This is a genomic window from Mycobacterium sp. NPDC006124, from assembly GCF_040614235.1.
GTDB lineage: Bacteria > Actinomycetota > Actinomycetes > Mycobacteriales > Mycobacteriaceae > Mycobacterium.
In genome coordinates, this window is the sequence record NZ_JBEXUA010000013.1 from 26819 (window position 1) to 48872 (window position 22054).

The 22054-nt window shown below is 70.0% G+C and carries 21 protein-coding genes and 2 pseudogenes; 8 read left to right on the forward strand and 15 right to left on the reverse strand.

The window, feature by feature from the left end; all coding sequences use genetic code 11:
- Positions 1-46: 46 nt before the first annotated feature.
- Positions 47-391, forward strand: a complete 345-nt coding sequence (locus ABZ195_RS22600) for an RNA polymerase-binding protein RbpA (protein WP_263998518.1) — start codon at positions 47-49, stop codon at positions 389-391.
- A gap of 23 nt (positions 392-414) precedes the next feature.
- Here ABZ195_RS22600 and ABZ195_RS22605 read toward each other — a convergent pair.
- The 7 genes and pseudogenes from ABZ195_RS22605 to cobN all read right to left on the reverse strand — a co-directional run.
- A pseudogene (locus tag ABZ195_RS22605) lies at positions 415-1137 on the reverse strand (polyprenol monophosphomannose synthase); the annotation flags it as partial.
- A gap of 36 nt (positions 1138-1173) precedes the next feature.
- Positions 1174-2832, reverse strand: coding sequence for an apolipoprotein N-acyltransferase (lnt, locus tag ABZ195_RS22610; protein WP_355221718.1), 1659 nt, complete (start codon positions 2830-2832; stop codon positions 1174-1176).
- A complete protein-coding gene (locus tag ABZ195_RS22615) occupies positions 2825-4438 on the reverse strand; it encodes an amidohydrolase family protein (protein WP_355221720.1) in 1614 nt (537 codons plus the stop codon). The genes lnt and ABZ195_RS22615 overlap by 8 nt, the downstream gene beginning before the upstream one ends.
- Positions 4435-4917: an FxsA family protein gene (locus ABZ195_RS22620; protein ID WP_355221721.1), complete on the reverse strand. Its 483-nt coding sequence runs from the start codon at positions 4915-4917 to the stop codon at positions 4435-4437. The genes ABZ195_RS22615 and ABZ195_RS22620 overlap by 4 nt, the downstream gene beginning before the upstream one ends.
- Positions 4918-4950: 33 nt before the next feature.
- On the reverse strand, positions 4951-5352 hold the full coding sequence (locus tag ABZ195_RS22625) for a PPOX class F420-dependent oxidoreductase (protein WP_355221723.1): 402 nt from the start codon (positions 5350-5352) through the stop codon (positions 4951-4953).
- On the reverse strand, positions 5353-5736 hold the full coding sequence (locus tag ABZ195_RS22630) for a PPOX class F420-dependent oxidoreductase (RefSeq protein WP_355221725.1): 384 nt from the start codon (positions 5734-5736) through the stop codon (positions 5353-5355).
- A 14-nt stretch (positions 5737-5750) separates the two neighbouring features.
- A complete protein-coding gene (gene cobN, locus ABZ195_RS22635) occupies positions 5751-9344 on the reverse strand; it encodes a cobaltochelatase subunit CobN (protein WP_355221726.1) in 3594 nt (1197 codons plus the stop codon).
- Positions 9345-9672: 328 nt separating this feature from the next.
- Between cobN and ABZ195_RS22640 the strand changes: the two genes are divergently transcribed.
- The 4 genes from ABZ195_RS22640 to ABZ195_RS22655 are packed head-to-tail and all read left to right on the forward strand — an operon-like array spanning position 9673 to position 13481.
- Complete coding sequence (locus ABZ195_RS22640) at positions 9673-10605, forward strand: TauD/TfdA family dioxygenase (protein ID WP_355221728.1); 933 nt, start codon at positions 9673-9675, stop codon at positions 10603-10605.
- A 4-nt stretch (positions 10606-10609) separates the two neighbouring features.
- Positions 10610-11719 (forward strand): precorrin-3B synthase, encoded by a 1110-nt coding sequence (gene cobG / locus ABZ195_RS22645; RefSeq protein WP_355221730.1) that lies wholly within the window; start codon positions 10610-10612, stop codon positions 11717-11719.
- Positions 11720-11728: 9 nt separating this feature from the next.
- A complete protein-coding gene (locus tag ABZ195_RS22650) occupies positions 11729-12355 on the forward strand; it encodes a precorrin-8X methylmutase (RefSeq protein WP_355221731.1) in 627 nt (208 codons plus the stop codon).
- Between the two features lie 46 nt (positions 12356-12401).
- Positions 12402-13481, forward strand: coding sequence for an aminoglycoside phosphotransferase family protein (locus ABZ195_RS22655; RefSeq protein ID WP_355221733.1), 1080 nt, complete (start codon positions 12402-12404; stop codon positions 13479-13481).
- Here ABZ195_RS22655 and ABZ195_RS22660 read toward each other — a convergent pair.
- Genes ABZ195_RS22660 through ABZ195_RS22675 form a run of 4 tightly spaced genes read right to left on the reverse strand, consistent with a single transcriptional unit; the run spans position 13468 to position 16875 of the window.
- Positions 13468-14190 (reverse strand): cobalt-precorrin-6A reductase, encoded by a 723-nt coding sequence (locus tag ABZ195_RS22660; RefSeq protein WP_355221735.1) that lies wholly within the window; start codon positions 14188-14190, stop codon positions 13468-13470. The two genes, ABZ195_RS22655 and ABZ195_RS22660, sit on opposite strands and share 14 nt — an antisense overlap.
- Positions 14190-14945 (reverse strand): precorrin-4 C(11)-methyltransferase, encoded by a 756-nt coding sequence (cobM, locus tag ABZ195_RS22665; RefSeq protein WP_355221737.1) that lies wholly within the window; start codon positions 14943-14945, stop codon positions 14190-14192. Before cobM ends, ABZ195_RS22660 begins: the two co-directional genes overlap by 1 nt.
- Positions 14942-16126 (reverse strand): precorrin-6y C5,15-methyltransferase (decarboxylating) subunit CbiE, encoded by a 1185-nt coding sequence (gene cbiE, locus ABZ195_RS22670; RefSeq protein ID WP_355221739.1) that lies wholly within the window; start codon positions 16124-16126, stop codon positions 14942-14944. Before cbiE ends, cobM begins: the two co-directional genes overlap by 4 nt.
- Positions 16123-16875, reverse strand: coding sequence for an SDR family NAD(P)-dependent oxidoreductase (locus ABZ195_RS22675; RefSeq protein ID WP_355221741.1), 753 nt, complete (start codon positions 16873-16875; stop codon positions 16123-16125). The genes cbiE and ABZ195_RS22675 overlap by 4 nt, the downstream gene beginning before the upstream one ends.
- Positions 16876-16910: 35 nt before the next feature.
- Between ABZ195_RS22675 and ABZ195_RS22680 the strand changes: the two genes are divergently transcribed.
- Complete coding sequence (locus ABZ195_RS22680) at positions 16911-17327, forward strand: F420-dependent biliverdin reductase (protein WP_355221743.1); 417 nt, start codon at positions 16911-16913, stop codon at positions 17325-17327.
- A 214-nt stretch (positions 17328-17541) separates the two neighbouring features.
- Positions 17542-18168 (forward strand): annotated as a pseudogene (locus ABZ195_RS22685) (DUF222 domain-containing protein); the annotation flags it as partial.
- Positions 18169-18200: 32 nt separating this feature from the next.
- Here the strand turns inward: ABZ195_RS22685 and ABZ195_RS22690 are convergent.
- From ABZ195_RS22690 to ABZ195_RS22700, 3 genes are all read right to left on the reverse strand, one after another.
- The gene (locus ABZ195_RS22690; RefSeq protein ID WP_355221745.1) at positions 18201-18650 is read right to left on the reverse strand and encodes a hypothetical protein; all 450 of its coding nucleotides are present in this window, start codon (positions 18648-18650) and stop codon (positions 18201-18203) included.
- A 121-nt stretch (positions 18651-18771) separates the two neighbouring features.
- Positions 18772-19896, reverse strand: a complete 1125-nt coding sequence (locus ABZ195_RS22695) for a Xaa-Pro peptidase family protein (protein ID WP_355221747.1) — start codon at positions 19894-19896, stop codon at positions 18772-18774.
- A 10-nt stretch (positions 19897-19906) separates the two neighbouring features.
- The gene (locus ABZ195_RS22700) at positions 19907-20302 is read right to left on the reverse strand and encodes a VOC family protein (RefSeq protein ID WP_355221748.1); all 396 of its coding nucleotides are present in this window, start codon (positions 20300-20302) and stop codon (positions 19907-19909) included.
- 33 nt (positions 20303-20335) lie between these two features.
- Here ABZ195_RS22700 and ABZ195_RS22705 point away from each other — a divergent pair, with 33 nt between their 5' ends.
- On the forward strand, positions 20336-21298 hold the full coding sequence (locus ABZ195_RS22705) for a 5'-3' exonuclease (RefSeq protein ID WP_355221750.1): 963 nt from the start codon (positions 20336-20338) through the stop codon (positions 21296-21298).
- A 3-nt stretch (positions 21299-21301) separates the two neighbouring features.
- On the opposite strand, the gene ABZ195_RS22710 is transcribed toward ABZ195_RS22705, so the two are convergent.
- Complete coding sequence (locus ABZ195_RS22710; RefSeq protein WP_355221751.1) at positions 21302-22027, reverse strand: DUF4333 domain-containing protein; 726 nt, start codon at positions 22025-22027, stop codon at positions 21302-21304.
- Positions 22028-22054 lie beyond the last annotated feature (27 nt).

Genomic DNA, 22054 nt, shown 5'->3' on the forward strand with positions numbered 1-22054 from the left:
TGCGTTGTCATCCCCGGGAACGTTTGTCGGAAGAGGAGTGGTGACTATGGCTGATCGTGTCTTGAGAGGTAGTCGACTCGGAGCCGTGAGCTACGAGACCGACCGCAACCACGACCTGGCGCCCAGGCAGATGGCGCGCTACCGGACCGACAACGGCGAGGAGTTCGAGGTCCCCTTCGCCGACGAGGCCGAGATCCCCGGCACGTGGCCCTGCCGTAACGGCATGGAGGGCACGCTGATCGACGGCGACGTGCCGGAGCCCAAGAAGGTCAAGCCCCCGCGCACCCACTGGGACATGCTGCTGGAGCGACGTTCGGTCGAGGAACTCGACGAACTGCTCAAGGAGCGCCTCGACATCATCAAGACTCGGCGCCGCGGAGCCAGCAGCTAGCGGATGACGCCGCGGGCGCGATCGATGCGCCCGCGGATGCCCCACTCGGCGATCTTGAAGATGGCCTCGCGGATGTTCGAACCGCTCATCTTCGACTTTCCCAACTCGCGTTCGGTGAACGTGATGGGCACTTCCCTGACGATGAACCCGGCGCTGATCGTGCGCCAGGTCAGGTCGACCTGAAAGCAGTAGCCCTTCGAGTCCACGGCCGCCAGGTCGATCTTCTCGAGGACTTCGCGACGGTAGGCGCGGTAGCCGGCGGTGATGTCGTTGACGTCCACTCCCAGTGAGATGCGGGAGTATCCGTTTGCCGTGCGGGACAACACCATTCGCCGCCGCGGCCAGTTTCGCACGGTGCCGCCGTCCACGTAGCGGGAGCCGATGGCCAGATCGGCGCCCGCGTCGACCGCGTCCAGCAGGCGGTAGAGCTCCTCGGGCGCGTGGGAGCCGTCGGCGTCCATCTCCACCAGCACGGAGTACGCCCGGCCAAGCCCCCAGGCGAAGCCCGCCAGGTACGCCGCACCAAGACCGTTCTTGGCGGTGCGGTGCATCACGTGAATGCGGTCCGGGTCGGCCAGCGACAGTTCGTCGGCCAGTTCCCCGGTGCCGTCGGGGCTGCCGTCGTCGACCACCAGGACGTGCACGTCCGGGCGGGCGGCGTGCACCCGGCCGACGATCAACTGAAGGTTCTCGCGCTCGTTGTAGGTCGGAATGATGACCAGCGTGCGCTGACTGGGGCGGTCGCCACCCGGCATCATGCGCGGGCCCGCTCGTCGGTCATGTCACTCCTTCGTCTTGGACTTCGCCGCTGCCGACGCCTTCTGTCGGCACCGCGCGAACATATCCGCCAGCGACCTATTGTGCAGCATTGCCCAGGCGAGACCGGCAACACCGGCGATCACGATCACGCCCTGCACGATCGGCCCCCAGCGCGTGGCGGGCGTCAGGGTGGACTTCAGCCTGATCTGGGAGTCCAGGTAGCCCGGCGTGAAGAAGTCGGTGCGGTCCAGCACGCGACCGTCGGGGCTGATCACCGCACTGATTCCGACGGTGCCTGCGACGACGACGAAGCGGTCGTGCTCGACGGCACGCAGCCGCGCGAACGACAGCAGTTGGACGCTCATGGACTCGTCGAACGTCGCGTTGTTGGTGGGGACGGCGAGGAACTGCGCGCCGTTGAGCACCGACTCCCGGGCGGCGCGGTCGAAGATGACTTCCCAGCACGTCGTCACCCCGATGGGGATGCCCGCGGCATGGACGACGCCATTGCCGTCGCCGGGCACGAAGTAACCCGCGCGGTCGGCGAAGGACGACAGTTTCCGGAAGAAGCTGCGCCAGGGCAGGTACTCGCCGAACGGCTGAACGATCTTCTTGTCGTGACGCTCGCCGGGCCCGGTCGCCTGGTCCCAGACGATCACCGTGTTGGTCGCCTGCGGGTCCTGCGGGGTGTACCCCGGTGCCGCGACGACCGCTCCGACCAGAATGGGCGCCCCGATGGCATCGGCGGCGCTGGCGATCTGGTCGGCGGCGTCCTGGTTGACGATCGGGTCGATGTCCGAGGAGTTCTCGGGCCACACCACGACGGCGGGCCGGGGCGCGCGGCCGGCTCGGACGTCCTCGGCCAGGCGCAGCGTCTCCCGCACGTGGTTGTCGAGCACGGCACGGCGCTGGGAGTTGAAGTCGAGGCCGAGTCGCGGGACGTTGCCCTGCACGGCGGCGACGGTCGTGGTGGGGTCGTCGCCGGCACCCACGCCGGACTGCCGCACGTATGGCGTGCCGAGGGCGACGACGACCAGCACCAGCGCGACGCTGGCCCCGGGCACCAGAATCGCCGGCAGGTCGACCCGACCGGCGTGGTGGTCGGTATGCCACCAGCGGGCGGCCTCCAAGACGATGGCTCCGAGGCCGAAGCCGACGAGTGCCACGGCGAAGGACACCAGCGGGACGCCGCCGAAGTGGGCGACGACGAGCAGGGGGCCGTCGGCTTGCGCGTAGCCGACCACCCCCCAGGGAAATCCGCCGAACGGGACGGTCGACTTGAGCCATTCGGCGAGCACCCACAGGCAGGCAAACCACACCGGCCAGCCGGGCAGCTTCCGCACCACGACCGCGAGGAGTCCGAAGATGGCCGGGAAGAGCGCCTCCATCGCCGACAGCGCCAACCACGGCACGGCTCCGACGAACCCGCTGATCCACGGCAGCAGCGGCACGTAGAACGCCAACCCGAACAGGAATCCGTAACCGAACCCTCCGGCCGTCGTGGTGGCCGGTCGGGTCAGCACCCACGCCAGGAGTCCGAACGCGACGAAGCTCGTGGGCCACCAGCCGAACGGCGGGAAGCTGACGCACACCAGGATCCCGGCGGCAATCGTCGCGGCGAGGCGCACCGCCCGCGGTTGCAGAGCACCCCGCAGGCGCGCGACGAAGGCACGCTCAGCCATGGATGGTGACACCCCGGTGCACCGTCTGACGACAGGTCGGCAGGGGCGCATCCGGGGCGAGCCGCGGCAGGGCGGGGATTCGTGACCGTGGGTCGGTGGACCACCGCGCCACGGTGTCGGCGGGAGTGGCCACCTCGAGAGCGTCGAGGCCGCCGGGAACGTCCCACACCGCGTAGGTCGCGGGCGCACCGGGAGCCAACGTGCCGGCCACGCCGTCGCGGACGCCACCGGCTCGCCACGCGCCACGGGTGGCGGCGGCGAACGCGGCCCGCGCCGACAGCGCGCTTCCCACGGTGTGATGGGTGGTCGCGGCCCGGACGGTATCCCACGGGTTCATGCCGGTGACCGGCGAATCGGAACCGAAGGCGAGGGGCACGCCTTGGGATGCTAACAGCGCCAGCGGGTTGAGCCGACCGGCTCGTCGGGCTCCCAACCGCCGGGCGTACATGCCGTCGACGCCACCCCAGAGAGCGTCGAAGTTGGGTTGGACGCTGGCGATCACGCCCCAGCTGCCGAGCTGGGCGGCCTGCACCTCGGACACCATCTCGAGGTGTTCGAGCCGGTGGCCGCACCGGGCGACGGCCGGGGCGCCGTGCCGCTCGACCACCCGGGCGACGGCGTCCACCACGGTGGTGACGGCCGCGTCGCCGATGACGTGGAAGCCGGCGGCCATCCCCGCCTCGGTGCACGCGTTCAGGTGGGCCTCGACGGCCTCGCCGTCGAGGTAGGCGTTGCCGACGCACCCCGGGGCGTCGTCGTAGGGCTCGCTCAGCCATGCGGTCCGTGACCCGAGGGCACCGTCGACGAACAGGTCACCGGCAAGCCCGCGAACCTGGAGCTCCTCGACCAGGTCGCGAGCGCGTGCGGCGGTGGCGACCGCCTCGCCCCAGTAGCCGACGACCTCGACACCGTGCGGTAGCGCGCGGAGTTCACGCCAGTCGTCGACCCCGCCGATGTCGGGGCCGGCGCATTCGTGCACGGCGGCAATGCCGAGGCTGGCCGCCGCATCTAGCGCCGCCACCCGGGCGTGCCGCCGCTGCGCGGGGGTCAGCGACGAGCGGGCGGCGGCGCGCACCAGGTGGTGGGCGTGGGCGGTCAGCGGCAGCTGGTCGTGGTAGCCGGTCGCGTCGGTCAACCCGTGAACGGTCCTGCGCAGCGCCGTCGTCGCGGCCGCCGAGTGCACGTCCACGCGCGCTAGGTACGCGGGGCGGTCGCCCAGCAGGCCGTCGAGGTCGGCGGTGGTCGGCGCCGCGGGTTCGGGCCAGCGCGACTCGTCCCAGCCGTGGCCCCAGATGGGTCCGTCGGGATGACGCAGGGCGTAGTCGCCAACGAGACGCAGCGCGTGCTTCCGCGACGTCGCGGGTCGCAGGTCCAGGCCCACCAGCGCGAGCCCGGTGGCGGTGACGTGGACGTGGGCGTCGACGAAGGCCGGGGTGATGAAGCCACCGTCGAGGTCCACCACCCGGGCGTCGGGGAACTGCCTGAGGCCGACGTCGTCGGTCCCCAGCCAGGCGACAACCCCGTCGGGCCCGTCGCTGATCGCGATCGCCGTGGCGTCCGGCATGGCCGTGTTGTAGACGCGACCGCCGAGCAGGAGCGTCGTCAAGCGACGTCGGGATGCCGGGGCAGGCGCGCCTGCTGCACGTCGGTCACGTCGACCACTTCGCCGTCGACGTATTCGGTGCTCCGGGGGGCGCGAAACGGCGCACCGCCGGTCGTGGTGACGATGACTGGCATTCGACCGAGGCTACGGGCGGCGACGGCCGCCACGACCGGGCGGGCCAGGGCGCGCGTCGGCGGCAGCAGCAAGAACAGCCCCAACACCGAGGTGACCAGGCCGGGTACCACGGTCAGCACGCCGCCCAACGCGACCAGGGCACCGTCGGACACCGCGCCCCTGGGCTCGGCGAGTCCCCGCTGCAGCCGTTGGATCTGGCTCTTGACCTGCGAACCGGCCAACACCAGACCCGCCACGAAGGTGCCGACGACCAGCAGGAACGTCCACCCGAACCCGATCGTGGACACCAGGGCGACCACGACCGCCAACTCGACGACGACGTAGATCAAGAAGAGCCGCATTGCCATGTCTGGTCAACGTCTCGCAGGACGTCGCGGTTCCTAACCCGCCGAAGCGGATGAGTCGACGGCGCGGACTTCGATCGCGGCGTGCACCTTGTCCACACCACCACGGATGAGCGCCTGCGGAATCCACCACCAGGCGTGATACCAGAATCGCTTGGTCGCCAGGTCGAACACGCGGCGCGTCTCCGACTCGGGCAGCATCCGGGCCACGGCCTCGACCGGTTCACCCTTCACCTTGCCGAGGACGCCGCACTTCTGGATCGTCACGCGCGGAGTGTTGTTGATGCGCTTGGTCTTCCAGGATCCCTTGTCGGTGCTGATCAACAGCTTGTCACCCTCGGGCACGCCCCAGATCGGCGTCGGCTTGGGCCTGCCGTCCTTGGTGAAGGTCGTCAGCAGCAGGTACTTCTCGCGGTAGACGTCCTCGAAGCTCGGCACCTAGATGGCCTTCAGCTCGATGCCGACGTTGTTCTTCATGCCGCCGCGAAGCTTGCTGAAGACGTTGAACAGCTTGCCCACGATGCCGTAGCGCTTGCTGATCGCGTCGTAGACCGTTTGCGTCTCGGACTTGTCGAGGATCGCTGCCACGGCCTCGACGGCCTCGCCCTTGGGCTTGCCGCCACGGTCGCACTCGGCGATGGTCACCCGCGGGGTGTTGCGGATGCGCTTGACCTTCCAGGACTTCTCCTGGGTGATCGCCACGACGCGACCTCGGGCGTCGGGCGCGACCCAGATTGCGGTCGGCTTGGGGCGACCGTCCTTGGTGAACGTCGTCAACAACACGTACTCGGACTTCGCGACCTCGGCGAACGTGGCGGGCATGTCGCCAATCTAACTCAGCCCTCCAGGTCGCCTTCGGTCTCGAGCAGCACCTGCCGCAGCCCGTCGAGGGTCGTCGACTCCGGCTGCGCCCACATTCCACGCCCGGCGGCCTCCAGCAGCCGCTCCGCCATTCCGTGCAGCGCCCACGGATTGGACTCGTTCATGAACTTGCGGTTCTCCTCGTCGAGCACGTACTCCCCGGCGAGACGCTCGTACATCCAGTCGGCCATCACGCCGGCGGTCGCGTCGTACCCGAACAGGTAGTCCACGGTGGCGGCCATCTCGAAGGCGCCCTTGTAGCCGTGCCTGCGCATCGCCGACATCCAGCGCGGGTTGACCACCCGCGCGCGGAACACGCGGGTGGTCTCCTCGGACAGCGTCCGGGTGCGCACGGCCTCGGGCCGGGTGTTGTCCCCGATGTAGGCCTCGGGATCCTTGCCCGTCAGCGCGCGGACGGTCGCAACCATGCCGCCGTGGTACTGGAAGTAGTCGTCGGAGTCGGCGATGTCATGCTCGCGCGTGTCGATGTTCTTGGCCGCGACCGCGATTCGGCGGTACTGCCGGTTCATGTCGTCGCTGGCCGCGGCGCCGTCGAGGCCGCGGCCGTAGGCGAAACCGCCCCAGGCGGTGTAGACCTCGGCGAGGTCGGCGTCGTCGCGCCAGTTCTTGCTGTCGATGAGCTGAAGCAGGCCCGCCCCGTAGGTGCCCGGCTTCGACCCGAAGATCCGCGTCGTCGCGCGGCGTTGATCGCCGTGATCGGCGAAGTCGACCCTGGCGTGGGCCTTGACGTAGTTCTGCTCGTCGCTCTCGTCGAGTTCGGCCACCATGGTCACGGCGTCGTCGATCATCGCCACCACGTGCGGGAAGGCGTCGCGGAAGAACCCCGAGATCCGGACGATCACGTCGATGCGCGGGCGTCCGAGTTCGTCGAGGTCGATGGGTTCCAGGTCGACGACCCGCCGCGACGCGTCGTCCCAGATCGGCTGCACCCCGATCAGCGCCAGCACTTCGGCGATGTCGTCGCCCGAGGTGCGCATCGCCGAGGTGCCCCACACCGACAGGCCGACCGAGCGGGGATACTCGCCCTTGTCGGCGAGGTACCGCTCGACCAGCGAATCCGCCAGCGCCACACCGGTTTCCCACGCCAATCGGGACGGCACGGCCTTGGGGTCGACGGAGTAGAAGTTGCGGCCCGTGGGCAGCACGTTGACCAACCCTCGCAGCGGCGAGCCCGAGGGGCCGGCGGGAATGAAGCCGCCGTCGAGGGCGTGCAGGATCTGGGCGATCTCACCGTTGGTCTGGCGCAGCCGCGGCACGACCTCGGTGGCCGCGAAGCGCAGCACGCTGGCCACCTCCGGGGTCTCGGCGATGCGCTCGACGGCGGCGGCGTCCCAGTCGGCCTCGGCGAGGGCCGCGACCAGACCCCGGGCGCGTTCCTCGGCTGCGTCGACGGCGCCCCTGACGTCGGTGCCGTCCTCGGCCAGGCCCAGTGCCTGCCGCAGGCCCGGCACGGTGTGTTCGCCGCCGAAGAGCTGGCGCGCCCGCAGGATCGCCAGCACCAGGTCCAGCTCGGCGTCCCCGACGGGCGCCTGGCCGAGTACGTGCAGACCGTCGCGGATCTGGACGTCCTTGATCTCGCACAGCCACCCGTCGACGTGCAGCAGCATGTCGTCGAAGACGTCCTCGTCGGGGCGGTCCTCCAGACCGAGGTCGTGGTCCATCTTCGCGGCCCGCATCAGCGTCCAGATCTGCTGGCGGATGGCCGGCAGCTTGCCCGGGTCCAGCGTCGCGATGTTGGAATGCTCGTCGAGCAGCTGCTCGAGGCGGGCGATGTCGCCGTAGCTCTCGGCGCGCGCCATCGGCGGAATCAGGTGGTCCACCAGCACCGCGTGGGCCCGGCGCTTGGCCTGGGTACCCTCTCCCGGATCGTTGACCAGGAACGGGTAGATCAACGGCAGGTCGCCCAGCGCGGCGTCGGTGCCACAGGTCGACGACATGCCAAGTGTCTTGCCGGGCAACCACTCCAGGTTGCCGTGCTTGCCGAGGTGCACGACCGCGTCGGCCCGAAACCCGCTCTCGAACTCGGCGTCGAGCCATCGGTAGGCGGCCAGGTAGTGGTGACTGGGCGGCAGGTCGGGGTCGTGGTAGATCGCGACCGGATTGGCGCCGAACCCGCGGGGCGGCTGCACCATGATCACGACGTTGCCCGATTGCATTGCGGCGATGACGATTTCGCCCTCGGGATCGTGGGTGCGGTCGACGAACAGGTCCCCGGGCGGCGGCCCCCAGTGTTCGACGACGGCATCGGCCAGTCCGTTGGGCAGCGTGGCGAACCAGGCCCGGTAGTCCTTGGCCGACACCCTGATCGGGTTGCGGGCCAGCTGTTCTTCGCTCAGCCAGTCGGGGTCTTGCCCACCGCGTTCGATCAGGGCGTGGATGAGCGCGTCACCGTCGCCGGCGTCGACGCCGGGCACCTCGCCGATCTGGTAGCCGGCGTCACGCATCGCGTGCAGCAGTGCGACGGCGCTGGCCGGGGTGTCGAGTCCGACGGCGTTGCCGATGCGCGCGTGCTTGGTGGGGTATGCGGAGAACACCAGCGCCACCCGCTTGTCGGCGGGCGCGATGCGCCGCAGCCGAGCTTGGCGGACGGCGAGGCCCGCGACCCGCGCGCAGCGCTCCGGGTCGGCCACATACGAGATCAGCCCCTCGTCGTCGATCTCCTTGAACGAGAACGGCACGGTGATGATGCGACCGTCGAACTCCGGCACGGCCACCTGGGTCGCGACGTCGAGCGGGCTCATCCCGTCGTCGTTGTCACTCCACTGCTGGCGCGAACTGGTCAGGCAGAGTCCCTGCAGGATCGGAATGTCCAGTGCCGCGAGGTGCGCGACGTTCCAGGTGTCGTCGGCACCACCGGCGGTCACCGTCGCCGGAACGGCGCCGCCGGCCGCCAGCACCGTGGTCACCAGCGCGTCGACGGTGCTCAGGAGTTCGAGCAGTTCGGGTTCCGGCGTGCGCAGCGAGGCGGCGTAGACGGGGACCGGTCGGCCGCCCGCGGCATTGATCGCGTGGCACAGCGCGCCGACGTAGGCAGTGTTGCCGGCCAGATGCTGGGCTCGGTAGAAGAGGACCGCCACGCGAGGGCCGTCGTTGGTGGCGACGTGGCCGGCCGGGCACTGCAGCACTCCCCAGGTCGGGGTTGCCTCGGGCGGCGAGAAGCCGAACCCCGTCATCAGCAGGGTGTCGCTCAGAAAGGCATGCAGCTGCTGAAGATTCGCGACACCACCCTGGGCCAGGTAGACGTGGGTCTGCAGGGCGACGCCGGCGGGCACCGTCGAGTGGCTCATCAGATCGGCGTCCGGGGATTGTTCGCCGCTGATCACGACCGTGGGGATGCCCTTGGCGACCACGGCGTCGATGCCGTCCTGCCAGCTGCGGTATCCGCCGAGGATCCGGATGACGGCGACGTCGGCGCCGTCGAGCAGGGTGTCGAGCTCACCGTCGACGAGGCGGCTGGGGTTCATCCAGCGGTACCGCGCACCACTGGCGCGCGCCGTCATCAGGTCGGTATCCGACGTGGACAGCAGGAGAACGGTGGGCTGGTGCACCTACCATTCGTACCGCATGTGGGTTACCGGTCGGAGTTCCCCCAACGGCCGTACCACGATTGTTGGTACGGACGTCCCAGTAGCGCCAGTATTCCGAGCACCACCGCCGTGAACGTGATGAGTCCCAGCATCGTCTTCCTCCTGCGTCGAGCCGATCAGTCGAGTCGAAGCCGATCAGTCGAGTTGAAGGTAGTACCGGCGGTACCGGTTCGACGGGTTTGGTGCGGGAGCAGACAGGCCCGTCGATGATGTGACGAGCGTCACCGCAATTCGAATCGTCGGTAGTCGAACGCTTTCCTCGGCCGGTCGACCGTGAGGCAATGGGCCCATGGCCAACTCCCCCGTGATCGTGAAGCTCGGCGCGAACATCGGCGCCCGCGTCGACGGCGTACGGCTGTCGGGCGACCTCCCGTCGTCGACCGTCGAGACGATCAACGCCGCCCTCGTCGAACACCAGGTGATCTTCTTCCGGAACCAGCACCACCTCGACGACGAAGGCCAACTCGACGTCGCCAGGGCCCTGGGCACGCCCACCATCGCCCATCCCACGGTGACCTCGCGTGGTGCCGACGTGTTGCCCATCGACTCGCGGTACGACAAGGCCAACTCCTGGCACACCGACGTGACCTTCGTCGACCGGATCCCCAAGGCGTCGCTTCTGCGGGCGATCACGCTGCCCGAGTACGGCGGCACCACGGCGTGGGCGTCCACCCGGGCCGCCTACGAGCAGCTGCCGCCTCCATTGGCGGCCCTGGCCGAGAACCTGTGGGCCATTCACACCAACGACTACGACTACGTCAAGGACTTCGCAGAGACCGCAGACGAGCGCGACGCCGCCACGGTCCGGCAATACCGCGAGGAGTTCGTCTCCGAGCGCTTCGAGACCGAGCATCCCGTGGTCCGCGTGCACCCCGAGACGGGCCGGCGCGTGCTGCTCCTCGGACACTTCGTCAAGCGGTTCGTCGGCCTGGGGACCAACGAGTCGACGACGCTCTTGCAACTGCTGCAGGCCCGGGTGACGAAGCTGGAGAACACGATTCGGTGGAATTGGAGCCCGGGCGACCTGGCCATCTGGGACAACCGTTCCACCCAGCACTATGCGGTGTCCGACTACGACGACCAGTACCGCCGCCTGAGCCGGGTGACCCTGGCCGGCGACGTGCCGGTCGACGTCAACGGCACGCCCAGCCGTGTGATCACCGGCGATGCGTCGCACTACTCGGAGGTCGTGGCGCCGGCCCGGCTGGTCGCCGTACCGTAGGGGGATGGCCAGAACCCGCGACGAGGACGCGTGCCCCGGCGCGCTCGCCGTGCACCAGGCCGCCGACGGCGCTCTGGCCAGGGTCCGGTTGCCCGGCGGCATGATCGAGGCGCCGCAGCTCGAGGCGCTGGCCCTGGCCGCCGCCCGGTTCGGTTCGCCGGCAATGGAACTGACCTCGCGTGGCAACGTCCAGATTCGCGGGATCACCGACGCCGACGCCCTTGCCGGCGCGATCGCCGACGCGGGCCTGCTGCCCTCTCCCACCCACGAACGGGTGCGCAACGTCGTCGCCTCGCCGTTGACGGGTCGCCGCGACGGAATCGCCGACGTGCGTCGGCTGGTGCGGGCGCTGGACGCCGCCATCCAGAGCCACGACGCGCTGGCCCGCCTGCCGGGTCGTTTCATGTTCGCCCTCGACGACGGCCGCGGTGACGTCTCCGGGCTCGGTGCCGACGTCGGCCTGCACTTCGTCGACGACGACACCGCCGCCCTGCTGATCGCCGGCGTCGACACGGGGGTGCGCACCCGCGACGGCGTGGCGGTGCTGATCGAGGTGGCGCGGCGTTTCGACGCGATTCGCGGAAAGGCCTGGCGGACGGCCGAACTCGACGACGTGACCCCGCTGCTCGACGGTCTGACGCCGACCGCCGATGCGGGCGCGGCCTGGCCGCCCGTGATCCGTCCCCCGGTGGGCTGGATCCAGCAGGACGACGGTCGGGTCACCCTCGGCGCCGGCGTCCCCCTCGGCGTCCTGCGGACGAGGGTCGCGGAGTACCTCGCGGCGGTCGGCTCGCCGCTGGTGATCACGCCGTGGCGATCGGTACTGGTGTTCGACCTCGACGAGGACGTCGCCGATGCATCGCTGCGCGTCCTGGCCCCGTTGGGCCTCGTCTTCGACGAGAATTCGCCCTGGCTCGACGTCAGCTCCTGCACGGGGAGCCCGGGGTGTGCGCATTCCGCGGCCGACGTCCGGCGCGACGCCGCCGCGGCCGTCCACGACGAATCCGACGGCGGGCATCGGCACTTCGTGGGATGTGACCGGGCCTGCGGCAGCCCCCCGGTCGGCGAGGTCCTGGTCGCCACCGCGGACGGCTATCAGCCACGCCGCCCGTAGGGTGATCGAGTGCTCGACTACACCCGCGACGCTGCCGAGATCTACCGTCAATCGTTCGCGATGATCCGCGACGAGGCAGACCTGGCGAGGTTTCCCGACGACGTCTCACGCGTGGTCGTGCGGCTGATCCATACCTGCGGTCAGGTCGACGTCGCCCAGCACGTCGCCTTCAGCCCGGGCGTGGTCGAGGCCGCTCACGGCGCGTTGGCGGCCGGCGCACCCATCCTGTGCGACTCGTCGATGGTCGCCGCGGGCATCACCCGGTCCCGGCTGCCCGCCGACAACGAGGTCGTCTCGCTGGTCGCCGACCCCCGGGCCGCCGATCTCGCGGCGACGATGGGCAACACCCGGTCCGCGGCGGGATTCGACCTGTGGGCCGACCGCCTCGGCGGTGCCGTCGTCGCCATCGGCAATGCGCCGACCGCACTGTTCCGGCTGCTCGAACTCATCGACCAGGGCGCTCCCGTACCCGCTGCGGTCCTGGGCGGACCCGTCGGCTTCGTGGGGTCCGCGCAGTCCAAGGACGAGTTGGTCGACCGTCCGCGCGGGATGGACTACCTGGTCGTGACCGGGCGGCGGGGGGGCAGCGCGATGGCCGCGGCCGCCGTCAACGCCGTCGCGACCGAGCGCGAGTAGACACCTACTGGACAAGTGTCCAGTGGGCCGGTTAGTGTCCGGCCTCATGACTGGGCGCATCCCGCCGGCCGTCTCGATCCCCCGCAGTCCGCTGGACGTGACGCCGCAGTGGGTCGAATCCGTACTCGCCACCGAGATTCGCTCGGTGGACGTCACGCCGATCGGCACGGGTCAGACCGGCGCGACCTACCGGCTCGCGGTGCGATACGCGGCCGACGTGCCGGACCTGCCACGCAGCTTTGCAATCAAGCTCTCCTCCCAGGACGACGCCGTCCGCGAGCGGGTGGCCCTCGGGTACCGTTCCGAACACGCCTTCTACACCGAGGTCGCCGACGTCGTCCGGGTGCCCATTCCCACCCACTTCCACTGCGAGATCTCCTCTGACGGCGGCGATTTCGTGCTCCTGCTCGCCGACATGGCGCCAGCGGTCCAGGGCGACCAGATCGCCGGGTGCCCAGCCGAGGAGGCCGAGCTGGCCGTCCGCGCGCTCGCCGGCCTGCACGGCCCGACGTGGTGTGACCCGCGGTGGCCCGAGTTCGAGGGTCTGGTGATGTCGACGGCCACCGAGGATGCCATGAAGGGCCTCGGCGATGTCGCCGTGCTGGCCGCCCAGATGACCCTGGACCGCTTGGGATCCCGGATGACGGCCGAGGATCGCGACACGATCACCGAGTCGACGTCGCTGGTGGCGCCCTGGCTCGTGGCCACCCGGGACCGTTTCGCGCTGATGCACGGCGACTATCGCCTCGACAACCTGCTCTTCACTCCCGACCGACGGCACGTCACCGTGGTGGACTGGCAGACGTTGGGCGTCGGGTCGCCCACCCGCGACCTGGCCTACTTCACCGGCACCAGCCTGATGCCCGAGCTGCGGTCCGTCGTCGACCACGACCTCGTCGAGGCCTACTTCGTGGAACTGTCCGGGTACGGCATCACCGACTACGACCTCGACACGTGCTGGCACGACTACCGGATCGGGATGGTGCAGGTGCCGTTCCTGTCGGTGCTGGGGTGTGCGTTCTCCGTGTCGACCGAACGCGGCGACGACATGATGCTGACGATGATGGCGCGTGGGTGCCAGGCCATCCGCGAGCTCGGCAGTCTGGATCTGATCAGAGGGCTCTGACCCACGCCGCGGCGTCACCGACCGTCGTCACGGCGTCGACGCCCGCGGGCAAGGGCGGCCGTTGCACCATGATGACCGGGATGCCGAGATCGGTGGCGGCGGTGACCTTGTCCCGCGTCATGTCCCCGCCGCTGTTCTTGGTCACCAGTGCGTCGATGCCGTACTGTTCCAATGTCTTTCGCTCGTCGTCGTAGCGGTACGGGCCACGGGAGAGCAGCAGCTCGTGCCGCGGCGGCAACTCGACGTCGTCCGGCGGCGTGACCGCGCGGATCAGGAACCACGCGTCGACGCCGGTGAACGCGGCGCTGCCGGAACGCCCGGTGGTCAGAAAGATTCGGCGATAGCCGAGGCGGGCCACGACCTCGGCGGCCTCGACGTCGGACCCGACGTGGATCGCGTCACCCGGCGGCCACGCCGGCCTGGCCAGGACGACGTGCGGCAGCCCTTCCTGACGGCAGGCGCGGGTTCCGTTGGCCGTGATCTGGGCGGCGAACGGGTGGGTGGCGTCGACGACGGCGGTGATGCGCTCCTCGCGGAGCCAGCGCACCAATCCCTCGACTCCCCCGAAGCCACCGATCCGCACCTCACCCACCGGTAGCGCCGGATTCGGGACGCGGCCTGCGAGCGAACTGATCACTGCGACATCGGGATTCAGTTCGGCCGCCAGTGCCCGCGCCTCGGCGGTGCCGCCGAGGATGAGCACCCGCATCAGTGCCGGCTTCCGCGCCGGCGGCCCGACGAGTACAGGTAGCTGTCGGAGAAGCCGTCGGCGGCCAGCACGTCGCCCACGACGATGACGGCCGTGCGCGTGATGCCGGCGGCATGAACTCGCTCGGCCAGCTCCCCCAGGCTGCAGCGTAGCACCTGTTGCTGCGGCCAGGACGCGAATGCGACCACGGCGCAGGGTGTTTCGGTGTCGTAGCCACCGGCGAGCAGGTCGGGGACGACGGCGTCGACCTGGGCGGCCGCCAGGTGCAGGACCAGCGTGGCCCCGGGCCGCGACAGGGTCTGCAGATCCTCGCCCTCGGGCATGGCCGTCGACAGCGTCGCGACCCGGGTCAGGGTCACGGTCTGCGCGACGCCGGGCACGGTAAGCTCGCGACCCAGGGCAGCCGCGGCGGCCGCGAAGGCGGGCACCCCGGGCACCACCTCGTAGTCGACGCCGGCCGCGTCGAGCCGGCGGCACTGCTCGGCCAGCGCGCTGTAGATGGACGGGTCCCCCGAATGCAGGCGGGCGACGTCCAGACCGGCGGCGTGGGCGTCGGCGAGCTCGGCGATGATCTGCTCCAGCGTGAGCGGGCCGGTGTCGACGACCTTGGCGTCCGGCGGGCACAGCGCCAGCAGGTCATCGGGCATGATCGAACCCGCGTAGAGGCACACCGGACACCGCCGCAGCAGGCGTTCCCCGCGGACGGTGATCAGGTCGGCCGCGCCCGGTCCGGCGCCGATGAAGTAAACGGTCATGGCTTGGTCACCACCCACTGGGTCACGGGCATCGCGGCGCGCCACCCGGTGAAGCCGCCGACGGGCTCGCCGTGGTAGTGCTGGAATCGGCGCAGCGTCCCACCCAGTCGCGAATACCATTGCGCCACCACGGCTTCGGACTCGACAGTGACGACGTTGGCGACCAGTCGGCCGCCCACCGGCAGATGGTCGAAGCAACCCTCGAGCACCCCGGGTCGGGTGAGGCCGCCACCGACGAACACCGCGGCGGGCTCGGCGGCGCCGTCGAAGTCGGCCGGCGCCGCCCCCCGCACGTCGACTGCGGCGCCAAAGGCGGTCACGTTGCCCTCGATGCGCGCCCGACGGACGTCATCCCGCTCGAACGCGACTGCCGCACAACCGGATGCGCTGCGGCACCACTCGACGGCGATGCTCCCGGAGCCGGACCCGACGTCCCACAGCAATTCGCCGGGACGCGGGCTCAGCGCCGCGAGGGTGACCGCCCGCACCGACTGCTTGGTGATCTGACCGTCGTGGGCGAAGACGTCGTCGGGCAACGCCTGGCCGACCCGCTCGTCGGGCAGATATCGCACGGCCATCACGTTCAGCTTGTCGACGTCGTGCGGCGGGCGGCCCGCCCATTCCCGGGCGGTGGCCGAGCGGCGACGTTCCAACGGGCCGCCGAGCTGCTCGAGGATGGTGAGTTCGGAGTCACCGCGGCCGGTCTCGGCCAAGAGACGGGCCAACGTGGCAGGACTGTCGGCGTCGCGCGACAACACCACGGCCTGGCCGCCACGTCGCACGGCGGTGTGCACCTTGGCGGTGACGAGGCTGATGATCTCGGTGTCCTGCACCGCCCAGCCGACCCGCGCGCACGCCAACGTCACCGACGACACGTGCGGCAGGACCGCGACCCGCTCGGCGCCGTACATCCGGATCAACGTGTTGCCGATGCCGTGTAGCAGAGGGTCGCCGCTGGCGACGACATGAATGTCGTGGACTCCATCCGCGTCGTCGAGCAGAGCACGCAGGGCGGGCAGCAGCGGGGACGGCCACGCCCGCCGACGCCCCGACACGGAGCCGTCGAGCATGTCCAACTGGCGCGGTGACCCGTAGATCACCGTCGCCCTTGACAATTCGGTGCGAGATGCGGTGGGAAGACCCGACATCCCGTCGGCCCCGATTCCCACGACGACGATCATCGAGGCAACCTCCGCCACAACGGCCTCGGCATCAGCCGGAAGGCGAGGACGAGCACGGCCAGCGATCGCGGTACCCAGATCTCGTTGCGCCCCTTGGCCAAAGCCGTCGCCACCGCCTCGGCCACCTGAGCCGGGGTGCTCGACAGCGGAGCAGGCGACATGCCCTCGGTCATCCGGCCGACGACGAACCCCGGGCGAACGAGCAGCAGCCTCACGCCCGAGCCGTGGAGGGCGTCGGCGAGCCCGCGGGCGAACGCGTCGAGACCCGACTTCGCCGAGCCGTACACATAATTGGCCCGCCGCGGGCGCACCCCGGCCACCGACGAGAACACCACCATGGTGCCCGTGCCCGCCGAGCGCATCGTCGAGGCCAGCACGGTCAGCAGACTGACCTGAGCGGTGTAGTCCGTGTGCACGATCGCGGCGGCGTGAGCGGGATTGGTCTCGGCGCGGGCTTGGTCACCGAGGATGCCGAAGGCCACCACCGCGGTGTCGATCGGCCCGAACTCCGCGACGAGGGACTCGACGAGCGGGGTGTGCGAATCCAGCGCGTCGGCGTCGAACTCCCTGACGTGGACCGCAGCGGCCCCGGCCTTCGTCACGGCAGCCACCTCACCGGACAACCGATCGGCGCCGCGCGCCGCCAGCACCACCGTCGCGCCACTGGCCAACCGGGTCGCCAGCTCGATCCCGATCTCGCTTCGTCCGCCGAATACGACCACCAGGCGGTTGTCCGCCGTGTCCTCCATGGGAGCGATTATGTCCTGCGCTAGGTTGGACCCCGATGGCGAAGGCAACTACGCGACTGACGAACGATGCGCTGGCGTTCCTGACCGAACGACACCTCGCCATGCTGACCACCTTGCGATCGGACAATTCCCCGCACGTCGTGGCCGTCGGATTCACCTTCGACCCGAAGACGCACATCGCCCGGGTCATCACCACGGGCGGCTCGCAAAAGGCGGTCAACGCCGACCAGCGCGGCGTCGCAGTGCTCAGCCAGGTCGACGGCGCCCGGTGGCTGTCCCTGGAGGGAAGCTCGACGGTGAGCGCCGAACCCGAAGCCGTGCGCGACGCCGAGCTTCGTTACGCCCAGCGTTATCGGACTCCGCGGGTCAACCCTCGCCGCGTGGTCATCGAGGTGCGGATCGAGCGAGTGCTCGGGTCGTCGGAGTTGCTCGATCGCAGCCACGACGACTGAGTCGTAGTCTTCTTCGCCTGCGGCGAAGGTGCTTTCACGTTATCCACAGGCCTGACTCGCCGTCTGTCAAGCATCGGTGTCGACCGATAGAATCGAACACATGTTCGATCAGTTGGTGGACGTCACGACCAGCACCCGCGGTGCCGGGGCGCTGTGGTCGTGGTCGCGGGTGGAGAACGCGGCGTGCGCCCGTCGGGTGGCGACGATGGCCGCCATGCTCGACGAGGCGCACGCCTTGTCCGGGTCCGCGGATCGGGACCAATGGTGTCTGGACAATTTCGACGCCGTCGCCGCCCACATCGGCGCCGCCCAACGCATCACCCCCGGCGCAGCGGGCAATCAACTGCTGATCGCGGTCGCACTGCACGAACGGTTCCCGAAGGTGGCCGCGGTCTTCGCCGAAGGATTGATCACTTACCAGCTGGTCCGCACCGTGGTGACGCGGGCCGCCCTGGTCGTCGACCCCGACGCGCTGCGGACCCTGGACGCATCGTTGGCCGAGGCGTTTGGTGAGTGGGAGCCGATGTCGGTGGACAAGACCGAGAAGACGATCGACGCGCTGGTGGCGCAGGTCGACCCGCAAGCCGTCCGGCGAACCGAGACCAAGGCGCGGAGTCGGTCGGTGGAGATCTCCATCGACGAGGACGGCAGCGGCCTGGCCACCCTGTACGCCACCCTGTTCGCCCACGACGCCAAGGCGTTGCAGGCCCGGCTACGAGCCCTGGCCGCCACGGTGTGCCCGGCTGATCCGAGGACCGCTGATCAACTCCGCGCCGACGCCTTCGGCGCTGGTGGGAACGACCGCATGGCCTGCCTCTGCGGCACCGATGACTGCCCCGCCGCGCAGAACCCACCCGCGTCGGGAGTGGTGGTCTACGTCATCGCCAGCGAAGAGACACTGACCGACCCCGAACCCGAGACTCCCGCACCGCCACCGCCGACACCGCCGACACCGCCGGCGCCCGAGACGCCTGAGCCGACGCCCGAGACCCCGCCCGCCGACGAGCGCGCCGCCCTCGACGGCGACCAACCACCGCTATTCGATACGCCGCTAAGCGACCTCACCCTGACCGCGGCCATGACCCCCAGTCCCGGCAGGCTGGCCAACCTGCGCCCCGCAGCGTTGATGGGCGGCCAATTCCTGCCCGGGGCGATCGCCTGCCGCGCCACCATCGGAGCGACCATCACCCCGATCGTGCACCCCGGACAGGCCCCACCGGAGAACCGGTACCGACCGTCGAAGAAGCTGGCTGACTTCGTTCGCTGCCGCGACATGACCTGCCGCTTCCCCGGCTGCCGCGTGCCCGCCACCCAGACCGACATAGACCACACCATCCCCTGGCCCCACGGACCTACCACGGCATCCAACCTCACATGCCCATGCCGTCGACACCACCTGCTCAAGACGCGCCCACGAGCGGGCCGACCGGGTTCACCGGGAGCGTCAGACGGGAACCACGACCAGGTCGCGGGGTTGATCGTTGACCGACTGCGCGCCGTCGCTGGTGACGATCACGATGTCCTCGATACGAGCGCCCCACGAGCCGGGGAAGTAAATTCCCGGCTCGATACTGAAGGCCATGCCCTCCTCCAGCGGCAAGTCGTTGCCCGCGACGATGTAGGGCTCCTCGTGCACCGACAGGCCGATGCCGTGGCCGGTGCGGTGCACGAAGGCGTCGGCCAGGCCCTCGGCTGCGAGCACGTCGCGCGCGGCGGCGTCGATCTGCTCGGCGGTGACGCCGGGGCGCACAGCGGCCACTGCCGCCTGCTGGGCCCGCTGCAGCACCGCGTAGCGGCCCGCGACGTCGTCGGCTGGCTGGCCGATGCTGTACGTCCGCGTCGAATCCGAGTTGTAGCCAGGCTCATACGGCCCACCGATGTCCACGACGATGACGTCGCCAGCCTGCAGTACACGGTCGGAGCATTCGTGATGCGGATCGGCGCCATTAGGGCCCGACCCGACGATGATGAACGCCACCTCCGAATGCCCCTCGGCGACAATGGCTTCGGCGATGTCGGCCGCCACGTCGGCCTCGCTGCGCCCAGGCACCAGGAACTCCGGCACCCGCGCGTGCACGCGGTCGATCGCCGCCCCTGCCTTGCGCAGCGCGTCGACCTCGGCGGCGTCCTTGATCATCCGCAGCCGCCGCAGCACGGCGGTGGCCAGCACCGGCACGGTGCCCAACACCTGGGCCAGCGGCAGCAGGTGCAGCGCCGGCATCGCATCGGTGACCGCCGTGGCGACCGGGCCGCCGCCGAAGACCTCCGCGACCAGCGCGTACGGATCCTCACCGTCCACCCAATCCCGCACTCGCAGGCCAAGTTCCATCACCGCGGAATCCTTGAGCGCCGCCAACTCCATGCGCGGCACCACCACCGTCGGCTCACCGTCGGCGGGCAGCACCAACGCCGTCAGCCGCTCGAAGGTCTGTGCCCGCGACCCGACGAGGTAGCGCAGGTCGTAACCGGGCGTGATGACCAGCCCGGCCAGGCCAGCCTCGACGGCCGCAGCCGTCGCCGCCCGCAAGCGTCCCGCGTACACGTCCGTCCCGAATCTGCCGGTGTCCATGCCGTCGAGGCTAATCGGCCCACCGATAGGTGGCGACCTCGATCAGGTTGCCATCCGGGTCTCGGCAGTAATGCGACGTCATCGGCCCCAGCGCGCCCGTCTTGGTGACCGGTCCCTGCGTGACCTCGACGCCGCACGCCCGCAGATGGTCGCCGACCACGTCGGCCTCGGTATCGACGATGAAGCACAGATCCAGGGCGCCCGGTGCGTCGGTGGCCCCCGTCTCCCAGTTAGGCGCGCCGGTCGGCCGAACGTTGAGCTTCTGCTCGCCGAACCGCAACGCGACCCGGCCCTCGCCGAAGACTTCGCGCGTCATGCCGAGCACGCGCACGTACCACTCGACGGTGCGGTCGACGTCGGCGGTGTTCACGACGACGTGATCGATGCGGTCCACGGACAAGCCCATGGCTCCATGAATACCGCACGCTACTGTCAATCGATGCCGACCCCACCCGTCCTGCTGCTCGACGGCGCCAGCATGTGGTTCCGGTCCTTCTTCGGCGTGCCGTCCTCCATCACCGCCCCGGACGGCCGGCCCGTCAACGCCCTGCGCGGCTTCCTCGACGCGGTGGCCACGTTGGTCGCCAACCACCGCCCGGGTCGACTGGTGGTGTGCCTGGACCTCGACTGGCGACCGCAGTGGCGGGTCGACCTCATCCCGTCGTACAAGGCGCATCGGGTGGAGGAGGAACGCGCTTCCGGTGAGCCCGACGTCGAAGAGGTGCCCGACGACCTCACCCCGCAGGTCGACATGATCATGGCGATGCTCGACGCGTTCGGCATCGCCACCGCGGGCGCACGCGGATTCGAGGCAGACGACGTCCTCGGCACGCTGGCCGCCCGGGAGCGCGTCGACCCGGTCGTCGTGGTCAGCGGGGACCGCGACCTACTTCAACTGGTGGCCGACGACCCCGTTCAGGTCAGAGTGCTCTACATCGGACGTGGATTGGCCAAGGCCACGCTGTTCGGACCCCGCGAGGTCTCCGAGCAGTACGGGGTGACCCTGCAGCGCGCCGGCGCCGCGTACGCCGAGCTGGCCCTGCTGCGCGGCGACCCCTCCGACGGTCTGCCCGGCGTCGGGGGCATCGGCGACAAGACGGCGTCGACCCTGCTCGGGCAGTACGGCTCGCTGGAGCGGATCATGGCCGCAGCCGGTGACCCGTCGTCGAAGATGCCTGCCGCGCAACGCAAGAAGCTCGTGGCGGCCACGGACTACGTCGCGGCGGCGGAGAAGGTGGTGCGAGTGGCCACCGACGCCGAGGTCACCAGCTCGACCGACTCCGACGTGCTGCCCCTGAGTGCCCGCGACCCCCGCCGGGTCGCCGAACTCGCCGGCGAATACGGCGTCACGTCGTCGATCGGACGCCTGCAGAAGGCGCTCGACGGCCTGCCGTCGCGCTAGGCGCTAGCGGGGCCTGCCGACCTCGTAGGTTCCGCTGTCGTCCTGGAACGTCACCGTGACCTGTCGCTTGGTGCCGTCGATGCTGACCTCGCAGTCGAACGTCGCGCCCTTGACGACCTTCGGGTTCGCGCCGTTGTTGCACGAGACGTCCTGGACGTTCTTGGCGCCGTAGCCGTTGGTCGAGTCGCTGAGGATCTGCTGCACACCCGACTGGGCGGCCTTGACGTCGAGGTTGGTGGTCATGAAGAAGCCGGGCTTCCAGAAGCCGAGGATGCCGACCACGACGACGACGACCGCCACCAGCGCACCCACCACGCCGAGGATGAGGCCCCTCGACTTCTTTGATCCCGCGTCGGTCGAGGAGTAGGGCGAGAACTGCTGCTGATTCGGGTCGTACTGGCCGTACTGGGGCTGACCGTATTGCGGCTGCTGACCGTACTGGGGCGGCTGTCCGTACTGCGGCTGCTGCGGGTACGACGACGGACCGTATGCGGTCGGCTGCTGCCCGTACTGGTCGGGCTGCTGGTACTGCGGCTGCCCGTAGGTGGGCTGCCCGTACTGGGGCTGTCCGCCGTACGCCGGCGGCTGCTGACCGTAGGCCGGAGGTTGCTGACCCCAGGGCGACTGCTCCGGTTGCGCCTGTTCGGGAGCCTGCGGCTGCCACGCGGGATCGGCCGGCTGCTGACCCGCCCACGGGTGGGTGGGATCGGATCCCTGGGGTCCACTCATCGTCTCTCCTTGGTTGCGTCTGCCGTC

Bases quoted from the DNA above. Each gene is read 5' to 3' on its own strand.
- lnt (WP_355221718.1), bottom strand. From the start codon at position 2,832: ATGGCTGAGCGTGCCTTCGTCGCGCGCCTGCGGGGTGCTCTGCAACCG.
- ABZ195_RS22695 (WP_355221747.1), bottom strand. From the start codon at position 19,896: ATGGACACCGGCAGATTCGGGACGGACGTGTACGCGGGACGCTTGCGG.
- ABZ195_RS22705 (WP_355221750.1), top strand. From the start codon at position 20,336: ATGCCGACCCCACCCGTCCTGCTGCTCGACGGCGCCAGCATGTGGTTC.
- ABZ195_RS22660 (WP_355221735.1), bottom strand. From the start codon at position 14,190: ATGCGGGTGCTCATCCTCGGCGGCACCGCCGAGGCGCGGGCACTGGCG.
- ABZ195_RS22700 (WP_355221748.1), bottom strand. From the start codon at position 20,302: ATGGGCTTGTCCGTGGACCGCATCGATCACGTCGTCGTGAACACCGCC.
- ABZ195_RS22710 (WP_355221751.1), bottom strand. From the start codon at position 22,027: ATGAGTGGACCCCAGGGATCCGATCCCACCCACCCGTGGGCGGGTCAG.
- ABZ195_RS22630 (WP_355221725.1), bottom strand. From the start codon at position 5,736: ATGCCCGCCACGTTCGCCGAGGTCGCGAAGTCCGAGTACGTGTTGTTG.
- ABZ195_RS22620 (WP_355221721.1), bottom strand. From the start codon at position 4,917: ATGGCAATGCGGCTCTTCTTGATCTACGTCGTCGTCGAGTTGGCGGTC.
- cobG (WP_355221730.1), top strand. From the start codon at position 10,610: ATGGCCAGAACCCGCGACGAGGACGCGTGCCCCGGCGCGCTCGCCGTG.
- ABZ195_RS22675 (WP_355221741.1), bottom strand. From the start codon at position 16,875: ATGGAGGACACGGCGGACAACCGCCTGGTGGTCGTATTCGGCGGACGA.
- ABZ195_RS22680 (WP_355221743.1), top strand. From the start codon at position 16,911: ATGGCGAAGGCAACTACGCGACTGACGAACGATGCGCTGGCGTTCCTG.
- cbiE (WP_355221739.1), bottom strand. From the start codon at position 16,126: ATGATCGTCGTCGTGGGAATCGGGGCCGACGGGATGTCGGGTCTTCCC.
- cobM (WP_355221737.1), bottom strand. From the start codon at position 14,945: ATGACCGTTTACTTCATCGGCGCCGGACCGGGCGCGGCCGACCTGATC.
- ABZ195_RS22640 (WP_355221728.1), top strand. From the start codon at position 9,673: ATGGCCAACTCCCCCGTGATCGTGAAGCTCGGCGCGAACATCGGCGCC.
- ABZ195_RS22690 (WP_355221745.1), bottom strand. From the start codon at position 18,650: ATGTCGGTCTGGGTGGCGGGCACGCGGCAGCCGGGGAAGCGGCAGGTC.
- ABZ195_RS22600 (WP_263998518.1), top strand. From the start codon at position 47: ATGGCTGATCGTGTCTTGAGAGGTAGTCGACTCGGAGCCGTGAGCTAC.
- ABZ195_RS22655 (WP_355221733.1), top strand. From the start codon at position 12,402: ATGACTGGGCGCATCCCGCCGGCCGTCTCGATCCCCCGCAGTCCGCTG.